Source organism: Streptomyces sp. Je 1-369 (assembly GCF_026810505.1).
Taxonomy (GTDB): Bacteria; Actinomycetota; Actinomycetes; order Streptomycetales; family Streptomycetaceae; genus Streptomyces.
Map to the genome: position 1 here is coordinate 7,034,094 of NZ_CP101750.1, position 12,816 is coordinate 7,046,909.

At 72.7% G+C, this 12,816-nt stretch carries 13 protein-coding genes and 1 pseudogene; 8 read left to right on the forward strand and 6 right to left on the reverse strand.

Annotated elements, in window-relative coordinates; all coding sequences use genetic code 11:
* Window positions 1-20 precede the first annotated feature (20 nt).
* Window positions 21-497, forward strand: coding sequence for an STAS domain-containing protein (locus NOO62_RS31575; protein ID WP_268774194.1), 477 nt, complete (start codon window positions 21-23; stop codon window positions 495-497).
* Window positions 498-517: 20 nt separating this feature from the next.
* Here the strand turns inward: NOO62_RS31575 and NOO62_RS31580 are convergent, their stop codons facing one another.
* The 4 genes from NOO62_RS31580 to NOO62_RS31595 form a co-directional block, all read right to left on the reverse strand.
* Window positions 518-1,051 carry a VanZ family protein gene (locus NOO62_RS31580; protein ID WP_321170628.1) on the reverse strand — a complete coding sequence of 178 codons (534 nt, stop codon included), beginning with the start codon at window positions 1,049-1,051 and terminating at the stop codon, window positions 518-520.
* Window positions 1,052-1,097: 46 nt separating this feature from the next.
* Window positions 1,098-1,490 carry a DUF2267 domain-containing protein gene (locus NOO62_RS31585; RefSeq protein WP_268774196.1) on the reverse strand — a complete coding sequence of 131 codons (393 nt, stop codon included), beginning with the start codon at window positions 1,488-1,490 and terminating at the stop codon, window positions 1,098-1,100.
* A gap of 52 nt (window positions 1,491-1,542) precedes the next feature.
* Window positions 1,543-2,427, reverse strand: a complete 885-nt coding sequence (locus NOO62_RS31590) for a YihY/virulence factor BrkB family protein (RefSeq protein ID WP_268774200.1) — start codon at window positions 2,425-2,427, stop codon at window positions 1,543-1,545.
* A 281-nt stretch (window positions 2,428-2,708) separates the two neighbouring features.
* Window positions 2,709-3,599, reverse strand: a complete 891-nt coding sequence (locus tag NOO62_RS31595) for a DUF72 domain-containing protein (protein WP_268774201.1) — start codon at window positions 3,597-3,599, stop codon at window positions 2,709-2,711.
* Window positions 3,600-3,783: 184 nt separating this feature from the next.
* On the opposite strand from NOO62_RS31595, the gene NOO62_RS31600 reads away from it, so the two are divergent.
* The 5 genes from NOO62_RS31600 to NOO62_RS31620 are packed head-to-tail and all read left to right on the forward strand — an operon-like array spanning window position 3,784 to window position 7,964.
* Window positions 3,784-4,878, forward strand: a complete 1,095-nt coding sequence (locus NOO62_RS31600) for a glycosyltransferase (protein ID WP_268774202.1) — start codon at window positions 3,784-3,786, stop codon at window positions 4,876-4,878.
* Window positions 4,875-5,942: a glycosyltransferase gene (locus NOO62_RS31605; RefSeq protein ID WP_268774203.1), complete on the forward strand. Its 1,068-nt coding sequence runs from the start codon at window positions 4,875-4,877 to the stop codon at window positions 5,940-5,942. Before NOO62_RS31600 ends, NOO62_RS31605 begins: the two co-directional genes overlap by 4 nt.
* The gene (locus NOO62_RS31610) at window positions 5,939-6,994 is read left to right on the forward strand and encodes a glycosyltransferase (RefSeq protein ID WP_268774204.1); all 1,056 of its coding nucleotides are present in this window, start codon (window positions 5,939-5,941) and stop codon (window positions 6,992-6,994) included. The genes NOO62_RS31605 and NOO62_RS31610 overlap by 4 nt, the downstream gene beginning before the upstream one ends.
* A complete protein-coding gene (locus NOO62_RS31615) occupies window positions 6,979-7,128 on the forward strand; it encodes a hypothetical protein (protein WP_268774205.1) in 150 nt (49 codons plus the stop codon). Before NOO62_RS31610 ends, NOO62_RS31615 begins: the two co-directional genes overlap by 16 nt.
* Window positions 7,113-7,964, forward strand: a complete 852-nt coding sequence (locus NOO62_RS31620) for a glycosyltransferase family 2 protein (RefSeq protein WP_268774206.1) — start codon at window positions 7,113-7,115, stop codon at window positions 7,962-7,964. The genes NOO62_RS31615 and NOO62_RS31620 overlap by 16 nt, the downstream gene beginning before the upstream one ends.
* Here the strand turns inward: NOO62_RS31620 and ligD are convergent.
* Window positions 7,942-8,964, reverse strand: a complete 1,023-nt coding sequence (gene ligD, locus NOO62_RS31625; RefSeq protein ID WP_398972132.1) for a non-homologous end-joining DNA ligase — start codon at window positions 8,962-8,964, stop codon at window positions 7,942-7,944. The genes NOO62_RS31620 and ligD overlap by 23 nt on opposite strands.
* 5 nt (window positions 8,965-8,969) lie before the next feature.
* Window positions 8,970-9,680 carry a DNA polymerase ligase N-terminal domain-containing protein gene (locus NOO62_RS31630; RefSeq protein WP_268774207.1) on the reverse strand — a complete coding sequence of 237 codons (711 nt, stop codon included), beginning with the start codon at window positions 9,678-9,680 and terminating at the stop codon, window positions 8,970-8,972.
* Window positions 9,681-9,894: 214 nt separating this feature from the next.
* Here NOO62_RS31630 and NOO62_RS31635 point away from each other — a divergent pair.
* Both NOO62_RS31635 and NOO62_RS31640 read left to right on the forward strand, forming a co-directional pair.
* Window positions 9,895-10,829 (forward strand): annotated as a pseudogene (locus NOO62_RS31635) (anti-sigma factor RsbA family regulatory protein).
* A gap of 107 nt (window positions 10,830-10,936) precedes the next feature.
* Window positions 10,937-12,778: an APC family permease gene (locus NOO62_RS31640; RefSeq protein WP_268774208.1), complete on the forward strand. Its 1,842-nt coding sequence runs from the start codon at window positions 10,937-10,939 to the stop codon at window positions 12,776-12,778.
* Window positions 12,779-12,816: the final 38 nt, after the last annotated feature.

Genomic DNA, 12,816 nt, shown 5'->3' on the forward strand with positions numbered 1-12,816 from the left:
TATAGACGTATGGAAGAAGTATGAAGAAGTACCTTTCGGCCCGTCTCGGCCGACAGGCGGCGCACCGCCGGAAGGTCCGTACCGTGCAAGCTTCTGATCCCGTTCCTCTTCCTGACCACACGCACAAGCCTCTTCCCGACCAGACGCACAAGACGCCGTGGCTGCCCAGCCCGGGCACGGCCCGCAGGCTGCGCCGCGCGGGCATCGCCCGGGTGCTCGTCACCGGCTGTCTGGTCCGCGTGAGCCTGCGCGGCGAGATCACCGCCCGCGAGGCCGAATCGCTCGCCGCGCAGCTGCGCGGCCTGGTCCAGGACGGCTGCCGCCATCTGATCGTCGACCTGTCCGAGGTCACCTACCTCGCACGGGAAGGCGCCGGCGTCTTCTTCGGCACGCTGCGGGCCCTCAGAGCCGTGGGCGGCACCCTCGCCGTGCGGGGCGCCTGCCCCCGGTCCGCCGCCACGCTGCACTGCCTGGGCATGGGCCGACTGGCCGAGTAGGCGGGTGGGGCGCGGGACGATCAGGCGTCGACCGCGTTCCGCCGCGTGAAACGGTGCCACCAGTGCCGTCGGCGCGGATGGATGGCCCGGCCGAGGCGCCGCCCCAGTACGAGGTAGCCGAGCAGTGCGCCCGCCGTGTTGAGGATGACGTCGTCGATGTCGAAGGTGCGGCCCGTCACGAACGCGCCCTGCGCCAGCTCGACGAGCACCATCGTCACCGCCGTGGCGAGCCCGACCCGCACGAACCCGCGCGTGCGGGGGAGCACCACGGGCAACAGCACACCGAACGGCACGCCCAGCAGGATGTTCCCGCCGAGCTGCTTGACGGTGTCGCGGAAGGCGGGCTGCGCGAGATACGCGTCGATGGAGTCGCCCGGCGTGAAGTTGCTGTGCGTCAGCGCCTCCGAGCTCGCGGACGGCTCCAGCGTCAGACGGGCAAGCACCACGGCGAAGCCGACCATGAAGGCGAAGGCCACCAGCATGATCACCGCCCGGGCCGGCGTCGACATGGGCGCCGCGCGGCGGCCTTCCTCGTAACGTCCTGTCCGTGCCATCAGCGCCTCCTGGTCCCTCTCAGGTCCCTTCCAGGTCCTTCGAGCCTCAAGCCGGTTCGGTGCGGCCGAACAGTCCCGCGTGCCCCGGTGGGAGCTGGGTGAGGATGCGGCGAAGCAGCGCGTCGTCCGCCACGTCCGCGAGCGTGCCGAGCACTGAGGTGACGGCACGGCGGGCCCCGGCCGTGTCCTCGCCCGTCCGCGCGGCCACCGCGTCGACGAACTCCGCGGCGGACAGGGGTTCGGCGGCGGGTTCCGCGTCGGTCAGCAGGGCCCCGCACCCGGCGGGCAGCAGCCGGGCCAGGTCGGTGCGGTCGTCGCCCACCAGATGCGCGCCAAGGACGTCGAGCACCTTCTCGAGGGCGCCCGCCGCCTGCTGGCGCCCGGCGTAACTTCCCCGCTGCCGCACCCGGTCGAGAAGCGTTTCCAAGGATGTGTCCATGCTGGAGTCCCCGAGTCCCTGTTGTGGCAGTCCCTCTGGTGGCATCAACTCTTCATCCGGTACCCGGAGATGGCGATGTGATGCCCCGGGCCTTCTCCACCTCGACCGTGAACTGCGCCCCCGCGAGCAGCGCCAGGTTGGACACCCACAGCCACATCAGGAAGACGACGATGCCCGCGAGGGAGCCGTACAGCTTGCCGTAGGTGCCGAACACCGTCGCGTACAGCGTGAACAGGCCCGAGGAGAGCAGCCAGAGCAGCGCGGACAGCAGTCCGCCGGGCAGGATGTGGCGCCAGCCGCGGGCCTCGGGCGGCGCGTTGCGGAAGAGGACGAGGACGAGCAGCGCCACCAGGCAGACCAGCGCCGGCCACTTCAGGACGGCCCAGGCGTTCTGGCCCGCGTCGCCGAAGCCGACGCGGTGCCCGATGCTCTCGGCGACCGAACCGCTCAGCACGAGAAGCAGGGCGCTGGCGACCAGCAGGCCGAGCAGCGTGACCGCGGTCATCACCACGCGGTGGCCCTTCCGCCACAGGGGACGGCAGTCCTTGACCCCGTGCATCGCGTGCAGCGCACGCCGGAACACGGCCGCGTAGCTCGACGCGGACCACACCGCGCTGACGGCGCCGGCGATCACCACGGTGAGCGCGGCGGAGCGCGCGTCCGCCATGTCGCTGAGGGCCTGGTGCAGGGAGCGCCCCGATTCGGCGGGAGCCCAGTCCGTGACCTCGGCGATGAGCGCCTGGGTCGTGGCGGGGCTGACGAGGCTGATGAGGCTGACGGTGACGAGCAGCGCGGGGAGCAGGGCGAGGATGGCGTAGTACGTCAGGGCCGCCGCCCAGTCCGACACGTCGTCGTCCCACATCGACACGGGGGTGCGGCGCAGGGCGGTGCGGCGCAGGGCCCACGTTCCGTGGACGGCGGACGGTGAACTGTCCATAGGGCTGCTCTTTCCTGCATGAGGCATGAGGCGTTACGCACGACGCAGCGCGGGTGCCGCCAGGTGTTTCCTTGTTCTGTTGCCCTGCCTGAGCGGTTTCGTGCCCGGAGACGACAGAAGCCCTGGACTCCGACATGCGGAGTCCAGGGCTTCGTTTTGAGCGCTGGGCAGGCCTTGCACCTGCATTTCCCCGCAGGAAGCGGGGCGTCTTTCCTTGGACGACCAACGCCTGTCCCCCGACCGGAAGTCCGGCTTGAGGAGGCGATATTGATCTTATCCCATCAGCGGAGGTGCTCCGTACCGTCCCGGGCGGCGGCACGGTCGAGCAGACGCGTCATCGCCTCGGCGGCCCGGACGGCCGCGTCCGCACAGCAGTTGTTGAACAGGACGTGCACCTCCTCGGTCCGTTCGGCGAGGGCGTGCAACCGGGGCAGCCAGGAGCGGAGTTCGTCCTCGTCGTACGCGTACCGGAAACGGTCCTCCTTGCTTCCCCGCCCCCACGACGTGCTGCGGCCGTGGAACCGTACGACGGAGAGCCCCGGCACGGTGACCGGCGCGACCGGCGGCATCGCGGACGGCACCGACTGGTTCATGTCGACGGCGACCGCCGTCATGCCGTGACCGGCGAGGAGTGCGCGCGTGGCCTCGGCGTTCCCGTCGCGCCACCAGTCGGGGTGGCGGAACTCCACCGCGACGGGCCAGCCCCGGGTGCGCCGCGCGGTGTGCGCGAGCAGCTCGGCGGCGCGCTCGCCGGGCCGTAGCCACGGCGGGAACTGGAACAGCACGCTCCCGAGCCGTCCTGCGTCACGCAGCGGCGCGATCCCGGCGGTGAACCGTGTCCACACCTCGTCCAGGGCGGCCGCGTCCCGGGGGCCGTCACGCAGCTTGTCGCGCAGGTCGGCGGGGAGCGCGGCGGGGCGTGTGGGGTGCCCGGTGAGCATCGAGAACGCCTTCACGTCGAACGTGAAGCGGTCCGGCGTCCGCTCCACCCAGAGCCGGCTGTTGCGCTCGCCGGGCAGCGCGTAATACGACGAGTCCACCTCCACGACCGGGAACCGCTCGGCGTAGTACCGCAGCCGCCCCGCCGCGTCCCGCCGCCCGCGCGGGTACCAGCCGCTGCGGACCAGCGCCGGATCGGTCCACGAACACGTGCCCACCAGGATGTCGCCCATGGGGGCCCGGTACCCGGATCCCGCGCGGTGACAAGTCCGCGGCCGTGATCACTGTGACAGCCGCGTACACCGGGACAGCCTTTACATGCTTGCGTCCTTACGCTCCGTCGCGCTCCGAATGCGCGATGCGGCGGCCCTCTACAAACTGGAGGGAAGTGCCCAGCCCTCGCACTGAGGAGTCGCCGTGCTCGAAAAAACGTCGCCGCCGCCCACGCCCGCCTGTGAGATCCGGGTCGCATCGGTGCCCGCGGGCCACGTCTACGTACGGCACTGCTCCTCAGCGGAACCGGACGGCGTCCGGCGCCTCGCCGATCCCCGCCCCAACGGCGCGCCCAGCACCTCCGCGCGCTGGTGGCCGCCGGTGATGCTGCAACCGGAGTGGGTCGACGCCCACCACCGGGACTTCGACGTCTTCCACCTGCACTTCGGGTTCGACGCGCAGAGCCCCGCCCAGCTGACGGCCCTCGTGGACGCCCTGCGCGAGCACCGGAAGCCACTGGTCTATACCGTCCACGACCTGCGCAACCCCCACCAGCCCGGCCCCTCCGCCCACGACGCGGCCCTGAACGTCGTCATCCCGGCCGCCGACCGCCTCATCACCCTCACCCACGGCGCGGCCGGCACCATCCACAGGCGCTGGGGCCGGGCGGCGACCGTGCTGCCCCACCCCCACGTGGTGGACCTGCCGCTCCTGGACCGGGCCAGACCGTCCCGCGACCGGTTCCGAGTGGGCGTACACGCCAAGAGCCTGCGGCCGAACATGGACGTGCTGCCCGTCGTACGCGTCCTCGCCGACACCGTCGCAGGGCTCCCCGACGCGGAGCTCCAGGTCAACCTCCACCGCGAGGTGACGGACCCGGCCTCCCCGGCCCACTCCCCGCAGCTTCTGCGCGAGCTCCACGACCTCGCCGAACGGGACCGCCTCACGCTCGTCGTCCACGACTACTTCGACGACGAACAGCTCTGGGACTACCTCACCTCGCTCGACCTCTCCGTGCTGCCCTACCGGTTCGGCACGCACTCCGGATGGCTGGAGGCGTGCCACGACCTGGGCACCGCCGTCGCCGCGCCGGACTGCGGCTTCTACGCCCAACAGCGTCCCTGCCACTCCTACGGCCACACCCAGGACGACGGCCTCGACGAGGAGTCCCTGCACAAGGCGGTGCTCGCCGCCCACGCGCAGAGGCCCGCCCCACGGGCCGCGGTCCGGCACAGGACGCGGGAGCGCGCCGACATCGCGGCGGCACACCACGCCCTCTACACCGACGTACTCCGATGAGCGGCGTGCGAGTGGCGCTCATCGCGTCCGCGCGCCACCCCATCACCGAACCGTTCGCGGGCGGCCTCGAAGCGCACACGTGGGGCCTGGCCCATGCGCTGACCCGGCGCGGACACGAGGTGGACCTGTTCGCCGCGCCCGGCTCCGATCCGGCGCTCGGAGCGTGCGAACTCCCCGTGCGGCACGTCGTGCTGAGCGCGGCGGCCCGCTCCGACGCCTCCATGCCGAGCACCGCATGGATAGAGGAGCACCACGCGTATCTGAGCCTGATGCTCGACCTGGCGCGGGACGGCGAGCGCCGGTTCGACGTCGTGCACAACAACAGCCTGCACTACCTGCCCGTCGCGATGGCCTCGGCCCTGCGGGTCCCGGTCATCACCACGCTCCACACGCCCCCGACCCCCTGGCTCGAGTCCGCCATCCAGAGTCACGACGTGTGCCCGGTGGTCTTCACCGCCGTCAGCCAGTACACGGCGTCGGCCTGGCACTCCGTCGTCCCCGCGGCGCGCGTCGTCCGCAACGGCATCGATACCGACTTCTGGCAACCGGGCCCCGGCGGCACCGATGTGGCCTGGTCGGGCCGGATCGTCCCGGAGAAGGGCCCCCATTTGGCGATCCGGGCCGCCCGCGCGGCCGGAGTGCCGTTGAAGCTCGCGGGGCCGATATCCGACGAGCGGTACTACGAGGAGGAGGTCGCGCCGCTGCTCGGCGACGGCGCGGAGTACGTCGGCCACCTCGACCGGCAGGGGCTCGCCGCGCTCCTCGCCACGTCGGCCGCCGCGCTGGTCACCCCCAGCTGGGACGAACCGTACGGCCTGGTCGTGGCGGAGGCGCTGGCCTGCGGCACGCCGGTCTGCGGCTTCGACCGCGGCGCCCTCGCGGAGATCCTCACCCCGGCCTGCGGGCTGCTCGCGCCACCCGGGGACGTGGCGGCGCTCGCCGCACTCATACCGCGCGTCATGGAACTCGACCGGGGGGAGGCGCGGCGCCGCGCGGAACGGTTCTGCTCGCTGGGCCGCACCGCCGACGCGTACACGCGCCTGTACGAGGAGGTGGCGCGGTGATCGGCTACTACGTCCACCACCAGGGGCGGGGACACCTGCACCGCGCGATGTGCGTCGCGTCCCGCACGACGGACCGCGTCACCCTCCTCTCCTCCCTTCCCCGCCCCGCCGCATGGGCGGGCCCGTGGATCTCCCTGCCGACGGACACCGCCGACGACCCGCTCGACCCCACGGCCGGCGGACGCCTGCACTGGGTGCCGCTGCACCACGCGGGACACCGCGAACGCATGGGGATCATCGCCCAGTGGATACGCCGGGCAAGCCCGTCCCTGTTCGTGAGCGACGTGTCCGTGGAGGCGGCGGCGCTGGCCCGGCTCATGGGCGTCCCCGTCGTGGTCATGGCCATGCGCGGTGACCGCAAGGACCCCGCCCACCGCCTCGGCTACGACCTCGCGGACGCGCTCATCGCCCCCTGGCCGCACACCGTCCCGGAACCGGGCTGGCCCGCGCACTGGCACGCCAAGACGGTCCACACGGGCAGCATCTCCCGCTACGACGGACGACCCCGGCCCGCCTCCGACGGCGCCGCCCCGGAGAGCGACGAGGTCGTCGTGATGCTCGGCGCCGGCGGCACGGCACTCACCGCGGAGCGCCTGCGGGAGGCGCGGCGGGCCACGCCCGGATGGTCGTGGACGGTCCTGGGAAGCCCGGCAGGGAGCGAGGGTGGTCCCATTCCCGACGACGGCCACCCCTCAACCTGGCTCGAAGACCCCTGGCCCGTGCTCTGCCGGGCCCGGGTCGTGGTCACGCACGGTGGCCAGAACGCCGTCGCCGAGTGTGCCGCCGCCCGCGTACCCACCGTGGTCATCCCCGAGGAACGTCCCCACGGCGAGCAGCATGCCACCGCGCGGGCCCTGCGGTCGGCCGGCCTCGCGACCGTCCGGGAGAGCTGGCCCGACCCCGAGGAGTGGCCCGACCTGCTGGCCGAGGCGGCCGCCCTGCCGGACCGGTGGGAGCAGTGGTCCCCCGGCGACGGTGCCGGGCGCGCCGCGCGGCTTCTCGGCGACCTGGCGGCCCGGCCGATGAGGAGGACCGTATGCGTATCCCAGTGAGCACTCTCGCGCGCGCCGCGGCCCGGGCGCCGCGGGCGGTGGGGGAGGGCCGGTCCGGTCCCCGGGTGCGGCCCGCGCTGCCGGTCGAGGCGGCGGTCCTGTCGAGCGAGGGAGTCGTATGCGTACCGCGGTGATCACCCTCGCGGCGGGTCGCCACCGGCACCTGTTGCTTCAGCAGGACGGTCTTGCCCATGGTGAGCGCGGACCCGACCATTACGTGGTCGTCTCCATGGACGACCCGGCCATCGCGCCCCTCGCCACCGGCAGGGAACCCGCCGCCGAAGTGGTCACGCTGCCGCTGGCCGACGGACGGCTGCCGCTCGCCGCCGCACGCAACGAGGGCGCGGCCCGGGCCATGGCGCTCGGCGCGGACTTGCTGGTGTTCCTCGACGTGGACTGCGTGCCGGGGCCGACCCTCCTGGACAGCTACGTCAACGCCGCCCACGACTGGGCGCTGCTGTGCGGAACCGTCGCCTACCTGCCGCCCCCGCCGCGCGGCGGCTACCCGCTCGACGAGCTGCACCACCTGGCCGAACCCCACCCCGCACGGCCCGTCCCGGCCCACGGCCAAGTGCTGCGCGGGGGAGACCCGCACCTGTTCTGGTCCCTGTCGTTCGCCCTGACCGCCCGCACCTGGAAACACATCGGCGGCTTCTGCGAGGCCTACACCGGATACGGCGGCGAGGACACCGACTTCGCCGCCACCGCGGCCCACCGGGGCGTCGACCTGTGGTGGGTGGGCGGCGCCCCCGCCTACCACCAGCACCACCCGACCCAGCAGCCTCCCGTCCAGCACATCGACGACATCCTGCGCAACGGGGCGACCTACAAGCGCCGTTGGGGCAGCTGGCCGATGGAGGGCTGGCTGCGCGCGTTCGAGGCGCGGGGCCTCGCCGTGTACGACCACGCGGCCGACGCGTGGCGCAAGACCGAGCCGGAACCGCTGCTCAGGGCTCCGTACGCTCCCTGACGACGTCGGCGGGGTCCTTGTCGTCGCGGAGCCCCTGAAAGCGGGGATGGCGGAGCATGCCGTCGCGTGTCCACTCCGAGAAGGCGATCTGCGCCACGAGCCGCGGCCGCACCCACCGGGCGGACCGTTCCGCGACCGGCCCGTCGAACGGCGACGCGTCCACCCGCAGCCCGTCGAGTTCGCGGCGCAGGGCGAGCAGCGTCTTGTGGTCGAAGCCCGTGCCGACCTTGCCCGCGTACCGCAGCCGCCCGGCGGCGGCCTCGTCGTAGTGGCCGAGCAGCAGCGCGCCGATGCCGACCCGGCTGCCCGCGGGCTCCGTGAAGCCGCCCACCACGAACTCCTGCCCGCGGGAGCACTTCAGCTTGAGCCAGTCGTCCGAGCGGCGCCCCTGATACGTGCTGTCGGCCCGCTTGGCGATCAGTCCCTCCCAGCCGCGCCGGCACGCCTCCGCGAGGAGTTCGGGGCCGCCCGCGTTGCGGTGGGCGCTGAAGCGCAGCGGCGCGGCGAAGGTGACCGAGCGGCGCAGCAGGGACTTGCGGGTGCGCAGCGGCAGCCGCCGCACGTCCGTGCCGTCCAGGCGCAGCAGGTCGAAGACGTAGTAGGTCACGGCGACCTTGCTGGCCGCGACGTCCGCGGGCCGGGTGAGGCCCATGCGCTGCTGGAGCCGCGCGAAGTCGGTGCGGCCGTGCGCGTAGGCGACGATCTCACCGTCGACGGTGAAGTCCGCGCACTCCTGCGCGGCGAGCGCGTCGACGATCTCCGGGTACGTGGCGTCGAGCCGCCGCCCGGACCGGGACCGGAGCGTCACCCGCCCGTTCTCGCGGACGGCGAGGACGCGGATGCCGTCCAGCTTCCTCTCGAAGACCCAGCCCCGCGGGAACTCACGCCGGTCGCTGAGCGTCGCAAGCATCGGCGACGCCGCGAGCTCGACGCCCGGCGACGCCTCGCGGGTACGGCTCGACAGGTCGGGCGGCAGCGTCTCCAGCGCGCTCCGGGGCAAGGCGATCAGCCCTGCTCGGCGATCTGGCGCAGCGTACGGCCGCTGCGGGCCGAGCGGGCGCGCCGGGGATCCGGGGTGCCGCCGCCCGAGTGGTGCCCGGTCCGTACGAGCAGCCAGGTCGGCTTCGCGCTCCCGCCGGACGAGGCGTCCTGCTCCTCGCGGCCGTGGAAGCGGGTCAGCGCGTACTGTCCGCGCAGCTTCTCGCCGTGCAGGTCGAACGTGGCATGGCCCTTCTCCAGGGCCTGCGCGAACGGCACGGGACGGTGCTGCTTGTCGTGGCTCGTGGGCCGGTACGTGCCGCGGTCCCAGACCATGACGGTCCCGCCGCCGTACTCACCCTCGGGGATCACGCCCTCGTAGTCCCGGTAGTCCAGGGGGTGGTCCTCGGTGGGGATGGCGAGCCGCTTGTCCTGCGGGTCGGTGGAGGGGCCCTTGGGGACCGACCACGACTTGAGCACGCCGTCGACCTCGAGGCGGAAGTCGAAGTGCATCGTGCTCGCGTCATGGATCTGCACGACGAACGAGGGCTCGTCGTCGGCGGCCTCTCCTGCTCCGTCCCGGGCCGCGCGCTCGTCTCCGTCCAGGGCCGCGTGCTCACCGCTGGGCTCGGCGGTCCTGCCGAAGTGCCGCTTGCCGCGGTAGGTCCGCAGAGCGTCCTTCCCGCTCTTCCCGTTCCCGCTCTTCCCGTTCCCGTTCCGCTCGCTCTTCTCGCTCACCTCGACTCCCTTCCGCGCCCTCTGTGCTCGGTTTCGGCCAGGTTATGCACGTCCGCCTCCGCCCGCACGGCAGGCGCCCGCCGCTGTGACGAGGCCACGGGTGAACTTGTTCCACTTCAACTCACCGTCGCTTCGAGCCACGTGGGGGATAATGGGCCACCCGCCCGCCGGAGCCGCTCCGGCCCGATCCGCCGGCAATCGAGGTGTCCGTCAAATGAGCGCGCCGACCCAGACCGAGCCCTTCGTCCACCCGGCGTTGTTCTACCGGGGTACGGAGGAGTACGTGGCGGGAACCGTGCCGTTCGTACGCGAGGGGCTCGACGCGGGTGAGGCGGTGGCCGTGGCGGTGCCCGCGGCCAACCTGGAACTCATCAGGGACGCGCTGGGCGAGCGGGCCGGACAGGTGCGGCTGCTCGACATGTCGCAGGCCGGACGCAACCCCGGCCGGATCATCCCGCGCGTGCTGCGGGCCTTCGCCGACGCCCACCCCGGCCGACGGGCGCGCATCATCGGCGAACCCATCTGGGCCGGGCGCACCCCGACGGAGTACCCGGCCTGCGCGCAGCACGAGGCCCTGATCAACCTGGCGTTCGAAGGACGCGAAGCAACGATTCTCTGCCCCTACGACGAGGCGGGCCTGGCAGAAACGGTCCTGGCGGACGCGCACGCCACCCACCCCACGGTCATCCGCGCGGGCCGGACGGAGCTGAGCGCCGCCTACGCGCCCGAAGCGGTGGTCTCCCGCTACAACCAGCCCCTGATGGCCCCCGACGACGTGCCGCAGGCGGCGTACGCGAAACAGTCGCTGTCCGACGTGCGGCATCTCGCCATCCTCCGGGCGACCGAACTCGGCATGCCCGAGGCGCGCTTGCAGGACTTCGCCCTGGTCGTCTCCGAGCTGACGACCAACAGCGTGGTGCACGGCGGGGGCACGGGCGCGCTGCGGGTCTGGGCCGAGGACGGTCACATCGTCTGCGAGGTCCGTGACGCGGGCGTCCTCACCGATCCGCTCGCCGGCCGCCACTCTCCGGCCAAGGACCAGTACGGGGGCGGGGCCTCCTCATGGTGCACGTGCTCACCGACCTCGTCCGCGTCCACACGGACCCCGCCCTGGGCACGACCACCCACTGCTACTTCCAGAGCTCCTGACCGACAGTGCTCCTGACCGTCAGAACCCCGTCAGGAATCGTCCCCGCGGCATGAAGGGTCCGTAAGGGACGTACTTCGGGCGCCGCCGGTGGACGGAACCTGAGCGCATGTCCATCCTGACTGCACGGTCCGCCCCCGCCGAGAGCGCGGCGGCGGGCCCGGACCCCGGCGACAAGCACCGGCTCACCGCCCTGACCGGGCTCGCCGCGCTCTCCCTCGACGCGATGGCGTCCGTGGCGTACGGGCCGGAGGCGATCGTCCTCGTGCTCGCCGCGGCCGGCGGCCACGGCCTCGGGTTCACCCTCCCCGTCACCCTCGCCATCGCGGGCCTGCTCGCCGTCCTCGTCGCCTCGTACCGCCAGGTGATCGCCGCGTTCCCGGACGGCGGCGGCTCCTACGCCGTGGCCAAGCGGCACCTGGGGCGCCGCACGAGCCTGGTCGCCGCGGCCTCCCTCGTCCTCGACTACGTGCTGAACGTCGCCGTCGCCGTTACCGCCGGTGTCGCCGCGCTGACCTCCGCCTTCCCGGAGCTGTACGGCGACCGGCTGCCGATCTGCCTGGCGGTGCTCGCCCTGATCACAGCCGTGAACCTGCGCGGCATCGTCGAGTCCGCGAAGGTGTTCATCGCCCCCACCGCCGTGTTCGTCGTCGCGATCTTCACCCTCATCGCCGTCGGTCTGTTCCGGAACGGCCCGGTCTCGACCGCGGCCGCCGACGGGCACGCCTCCGTCGTCGCCGACAACGCCACGACGGTCGGCGCCCTGCTCCTGCTCAAGGCCTTCGCGTCCGGCTGCTCGGCGCTGACCGGCGTCGAGGCCATCGCGAACGCGGTGCCGTCGTTCCGTGAGCCGAGGGCCAGGCGCGCCCAGCACGCGGAGGTCGTCCTCGGCGGGCTGCTCGGCGCGATGCTGATCGGGCTCGCCGTGCTCATCTCCCGCTTCGAGCTGCGGCCCGCCGACGGCGTCACCGTCCTCGCCCAGCTCGCGGACGCCTCCCTCGGCCACAACTGGGCTTTCTACGTCGTCCAGTTCGCGACGATGGTGCTGCTCGCGCTCTCCGCCAACACCTCCTTCGGCGGCCTGCCCGTCCTGCTCGAACTGCTCGCCCGCGACAACTTCGTACCGCACGTCTTCGCCCTGAAGGCCGACCGCCAGGTGCACCGGCACGGTGTGCTCGCGCTCGCCGCCGTCTCGGCCGCGCTGCTGCTGTTCTCCGGCGGCGACACCAACACCCTCGTGCCGCTGTTCGCGATCGGCGTCTTCGTCGGCTTCACCGTCGCCCAGACCGGCATGGTGCTGCACTGGCGGCGCGAGCGCGGCGCGAACCGGCGCGGCAAAGCACTCCTGAACGGCGCGGGCGCGCTGCTCACCGGCGTCGGCGCGGTCGTCGTGACCGCCACCAAGTTCCACGACGGCGCCTGGCTGATCGTGATCGCGCTGCCGCTGCTCGTGCTCGCCTTCGAGACCGTCCACCGCGCCTACACGCGCATCGGTGAACGGCTCGGCATCGGCCGCGTGCCCGAACCCCCTTGCCGCGCACGCTCGTTGGTGGTCGTCCCGGTCGTCGGCCTGTCGAAGCTGACCTGCGAGGCGCTGAACACGGCGGTCTCGCTCGGCGACGAGGTGCGCGCGGTGACCGTGACGTACGACGAACCCGCGGACCGCGAGAGCGCGGCCGCGCTGCGCCGAGACTGGGAGCTGTGGAACCCGGGCGTCGACCTCGTCGAACTCCCCTCCGCGCACCGCACGGTCGGCGGCCCCGTGGCGGCGTATGTCACGAAGGTCCACGAGACCCACCCGGGCACGCGGGTCACGGTCCTGATCCCCGAGACCGAACCGGCGCGCCTGTGGCAGCGGATCCTGCAGAACCGGCGCGGGGCGGTCGTCGCCCGCGCTGTGCGCAGAAACACGGACGCGGCGATCTGTCGCCTCCGGTTCCGTCTGACCTGATCTGACCGGACCTGTCTGGGCCGATCTGCGCCTTTTCG

Excerpts from the sequence above, each read along its gene's own strand:
- NOO62_RS31575 (WP_268774194.1), top strand. The coding sequence starts at position 21 with ATGAAGAAGTACCTTTCGGCCCGTCTCGGCCGACAGGCGGCGCACCGC.
- NOO62_RS31580 (WP_321170628.1), bottom strand. The coding sequence starts at position 1,051 with ATGGCACGGACAGGACGTTACGAGGAAGGCCGCCGCGCGGCGCCCATG.
- NOO62_RS31585 (WP_268774196.1), bottom strand. The coding sequence starts at position 1,490 with ATGGACACATCCTTGGAAACGCTTCTCGACCGGGTGCGGCAGCGGGGA.
- NOO62_RS31590 (WP_268774200.1), bottom strand. The coding sequence starts at position 2,427 with ATGGACAGTTCACCGTCCGCCGTCCACGGAACGTGGGCCCTGCGCCGC.
- NOO62_RS31595 (WP_268774201.1), bottom strand. The coding sequence starts at position 3,599 with ATGGGCGACATCCTGGTGGGCACGTGTTCGTGGACCGATCCGGCGCTG.
- NOO62_RS31605 (WP_268774203.1), top strand. The coding sequence starts at position 4,875 with ATGAGCGGCGTGCGAGTGGCGCTCATCGCGTCCGCGCGCCACCCCATC.
- NOO62_RS31615 (WP_268774205.1), top strand. The coding sequence starts at position 6,979 with ATGCGTATCCCAGTGAGCACTCTCGCGCGCGCCGCGGCCCGGGCGCCG.
- NOO62_RS31620 (WP_268774206.1), top strand. The coding sequence starts at position 7,113 with ATGCGTACCGCGGTGATCACCCTCGCGGCGGGTCGCCACCGGCACCTG.
- NOO62_RS31640 (WP_268774208.1), top strand. The coding sequence starts at position 10,937 with ATGTCCATCCTGACTGCACGGTCCGCCCCCGCCGAGAGCGCGGCGGCG.